The sequence below is a fragment of the Pseudomonas sp. SM4 genome, assembly GCF_051913165.1.
GTDB lineage: Bacteria > Pseudomonadota > Gammaproteobacteria > Pseudomonadales > Pseudomonadaceae > Aquipseudomonas.
On the sequence record NZ_JBODOE010000028.1, the window covers coordinates 1 to 4,201 of the forward strand.

General features: G+C 60.2%; 2 protein-coding genes and 1 pseudogene. All 3 read right to left on the minus strand.

Translation table 11 applies throughout. The features are described from left to right. Positions 1-280: pseudogene (locus ACQ4MY_RS28990) on the minus strand (cytochrome c); the annotation flags it as partial. 2 nt (positions 281-282) lie between these two features. Further along, complete coding sequence (locus ACQ4MY_RS28995) at positions 283-822, minus strand: (2Fe-2S)-binding protein (RefSeq protein WP_086793210.1); 540 nt, start codon at positions 820-822, stop codon at positions 283-285. Beyond that, positions 815-3,646, minus strand: a complete 2,832-nt coding sequence (locus ACQ4MY_RS29000; RefSeq protein ID WP_440097287.1) for a xanthine dehydrogenase family protein molybdopterin-binding subunit — start codon at positions 3,644-3,646, stop codon at positions 815-817. The genes ACQ4MY_RS28995 and ACQ4MY_RS29000 overlap by 8 nt, the downstream gene beginning before the upstream one ends. Positions 3,647-4,201: the final 555 nt, after the last annotated feature.

Below are 4,201 nucleotides of genomic sequence, written 5' to 3' on the forward strand. Positions count from 1 at the left end.
GCTTGCCTTCGGTCAGCGCAGCGAAGAACTCGTCATCGTTGTACAAACCGATGCCGTGCTCTTTGCTCGGCGTGATGTTAGTGCCGTAGATCGTGCCGAACGGCGAGACGATCGGCAGGCCGCCCGCAAACGGCGCGCCACCCGGAGCGGTGTGGCAAGCCATGCAGTCAGCGGCGCGGGCGAGGTACTCGCCGCGCTTGACCTGATCATCAGCGTGGGCAAACAACACCGGCGCAGCGAGGCCGACCGCCAGGGTCAGGCGGGTCAGAAAAAGCTTCATGCTTAACCCTCCTTGACCAGGCCGAGATCGGTGAGCACGTTGCGGGTGGCGTTGTAATAACGCACGTACCCGGTGCAACGGCAGACGTGATGGCCGAGGCTGTCCTCGATGACTTTTTCCAGCTGGCTTTTGACGATCGGCTGACGCTGCAGCTTCTCGACCAGCACGGTCGCAGCATTGACGAAACCCGGGGCGCAGTAGCTGCACTGGAAAGCGAACTCGTCGACGAAGCGTTGCTGGATAGGGTTCAGCTCGGTGACCTGACCACTCTCGTCACGCTTGGCGTGGGATTCAATGGTGCGGACTTTCTTGCCTTCGAAGTAATGCGCGCCAGTGATGCAGGTGCGCACTTCTTCGCTGGTGCCGTCCGGGTTGTCGACGATCACCACGCAGGCGTGGCAGATGCCCTGGCCGCAGCCCAGACGCGAACCGGTGAGGTTTTTGTATTCGTGCAGGTAGTCGATCATCGGCAGGTCATCAGGGATGTCCACCGGGCCGACGGATTGACCATTGAGGGTCAGTTGAAGCGGACGGTTAGCCATTGAGGGCCTCCTTGATGCGCGCTGGAGTGATAGGCAGATCGCGAACACGTTTGCCGATGGCGTGCGCCACGGCGTTACCGATGGCCCCGACAACCGGGATCATCACCACTTCAGCGATGCCTTTGGACGGATCGCTTGGCGACAGTGCCGGGAGAATCTCCGACGTCTGTTTCCACACGGCAACGTGACGCGCCATCGGCAGACGGTAACGGTTGAAGTTCCAGTCACCCTCCCCCGGCCCGCCTTCGTACAGCGGCATCTCTTCCATCAAGGCGTGACCGATGCCCATGGCGATACCGCCTTCCATCTGGCCCTTGACCAGCTCCTCGACCAGCACACGGCCGCACTCGACCCACGAATGGTGGTTGAGCACTTCGACTTCGGCAGAACCCTTGTTGACCTTCAGCTCGACCAGCGTGGCGACCGGGCTGTAGTAGGTCACGGCAGCGTTGTTCAGTTGAGTCGCCGGGTAACTGATGTTCTGGCGATCCAACAGGTGGAAACCGGCCGTACTCATCAGCGCTTGCTTGGCTTTCGGCGCACCGTCGCCGTACTTCACCGCCAGACCGTCGAGCGGCAGACGCTCGCGCACGCCGTCGATGCTGTACTCAGCCTCGGCCCAACTCCAGCGGTTGAAACCGTGGACGGTGGCCGCGGTGACCAGACCACGCTCGTGAGCGCGTTTGGCCAGCTCTTCGAAGCTCAATGGCTGCATGCCGTTGGCCGTCAGTTTGCCGTCGACCCAATGCGCATCTTCGCGACGTACCACGTAAGGGTTGGCCTGGCCGCCGAACGGACCCTGACGCCAGATCTCCAGCGCCGCTGGCCATAAACCGTGGTTGAACAGCACGCGCGCCGCTTCACGGGTGGCGTGGCTGAAGTAGTACGCCGAGTTGGTCGCCGACGAGGCCGAGGCCAATTTGCCCACCCAACGCGGGTTGCGCAGGAAGTTGTCCTGCTCGGCCTGAGTCATGATGTAAGGGTTGCCGCTGGTGATCAGCTGCATTTCCTTCCATTCGGTTTCGCCAGTCTTCACTTCGTGCGCCGGACTGCCGAGGAAATCGGCCACCACCAAGGCTTGCGAGGTGGACATACCGGTGCCGATTTCGATACCGATGTGGCGCAGGCTGATGCGACCGTCGGCGGTGAATTCGATGCTGGCCATCGGCGCTTCGGAACCGGTGCCGAAGTCTTTCTGGCAAATGGCAAAACCGACGCCGTACCAGTTATCCGGGTCTGCGGCTTCGCGCTGTTGCTTGATCGCGTCGCGGTTTTTCCAGACTTCGTGCACCGAGGCTTTATCGAGAATCTCGTGCAGGCGCAAAGCACCGGCCGGGATCGCGCCCTGGGTGTTTTTCATGCCGGAACGCAGGGCGTTCTTGCGACGCAGGTCGATCGCATCGACACCCAGGCGATCAGCAATTTCGTCGACCATCATTTCGGTCGACGCCATGCTTTGCAGGGTGCCGTAACCGCGCATCGAACCGGCTTCAACGCCACGCGAGTGATAGGCGGTGACTTGCAGGTCGTTCTGCGGCATGTAGTAGATCGATTGCGCAGCGGTGGCGCCAACCGCAGCCACCGACGGGCTGTAGTTGATCCGGCCACCGCCGTCGACGCTCATTTCCGCGCGGAAAATCTTGAAGCTGTAGTCGTTCTTGTCCACGGCCAATTGGTAGCGGATGTCGAACGGGTGACGCTTGATGCCGCTCTGGAACTGCTCGTAGCGGTCGTTGGCCAGGCGCACCGGCACACCGGCGCCGTACAGCGCAGCAAGGGCTGCGTAGTAGACGAAGATGTTGTGGTCTTTGGAACCGTAACCCACGGTGTAACCCGGGTGCATGCTGAGGTTGTCCAGGCCGAAGCGCGACGGCGCGATCATTTTCGCTGTCTCGGTCGCAGCTTCCAGTGGGCACTGGGTGGCCACGACGAAATGCAGGGTCTTGGTTTTCGGGTCGTACCAGCCGTTGCCGTTGTCCGGCTCCATGGCGGCCGGTTCGATCGACGGGGTCTTGTAGCGTTCGTCGAACACCAGCCAGTTGTCAGGCGGGGTGTCGATCTCTTTCTTCATGCGGTCGGCGTAGAACAGGCCGCGCTCGGTCAGGTTGCCGTGCAGGTTGGGCTGGGAATTCCACACCGGACGACGGTTTTTCAGCATCGGAAAGAGGATCGAGTCCTTCAGGCTGGCGAATTCGTCTTCGTCGGCCGAGGTCGGGCCGCCAACGCGCACGTAGCGGAAGCTGCCGTAGGGGTCGCCTTCGTAGAACGGCACTTGTGCACCGTAACGAATCGCTTTGTCATTGAATTTGAGCTTGTTCTTCGCCTGACGGAAACGCTCGAAATCATTCCAGATCAGAATGGCCACCGGGTGACCGATGAACATCGGCACTTTGCCTTCCGGCAGCAATGGATCCGGCGCGTGCTCTTCAGGGAAGACGATGCCGTCCTTGTCCAGATCCGCGGCGGTGACGATGCGGTCAGGCTGCAAATCGGCCCCCAGCCACGACAGGTCATAGCCGTCGTAGATGCGGTCAGCCTTGATGGTTTTCAGCAGCATGGCGTGGCCTTGCTGTTCCGGCCAGCCCGGCATGTCCTTGGAGCGGATGTCGCGAGCAAAGACCTTGCTGCCGCAGACCTTGGACAGTGCGTCGTTACGCTGACGCGCCTTGCCGTTGTTGCCGAGCCATTTCTCGGACGGCACGGTGACGCTGTTTTCCATCAAGGCAGCCAGCGCCTGACTGCTGAGCGGCGTGAGCGTGACGCTCACACCCGCCACCAGCCCGCCCTGGAGGAACGAGCGCCGGGATATATCACGGTTGGACATGGATCATCCTCTGGGCGGTTATACGTCCGCCCTTCTGGTTATCTACTGGGGAATCTCGAGTCTTGCAGAAGCCCTTCTTGGCTAAACGAAGGGCGTGTTGACAGTGCAAAGCTGACCGAAAGGTTAACTTTAAAGGTTTCTGCGCTCGCAGCAAACAACCAGATACAAATTTCTGACTAAAGAATCAAAAAAGACAATGCGACGTGGCACCGCATGATGGTTACAGGCATTCCATGTAGGAGCTGTCGAGTGAAACGAGGCTGCGATCTTTTGATCTTGCTTCTGCGATCAAGATCAAAAGATCAAAAGATCGCAGCGTGCCGCAGCTCCTACAGGGAGCCGGGTTGCGTGATGGGAGCGGAGGTCAAATTTCAGACACAAAAAACCCCGGTCTTTCGACCAGGGTCTTTGCTATCGATTCCGAATCAACCAGTGGTTGCTTTCGGTGCTTCAAGGCGTTCAGTGGTCCTTGAAGCAGATATGGCGCAGCGGACGGGACTCGAACCCGCGACCCCCGGCGTGACAGGCCGGTATTCTAACCGACTGAACTACCGC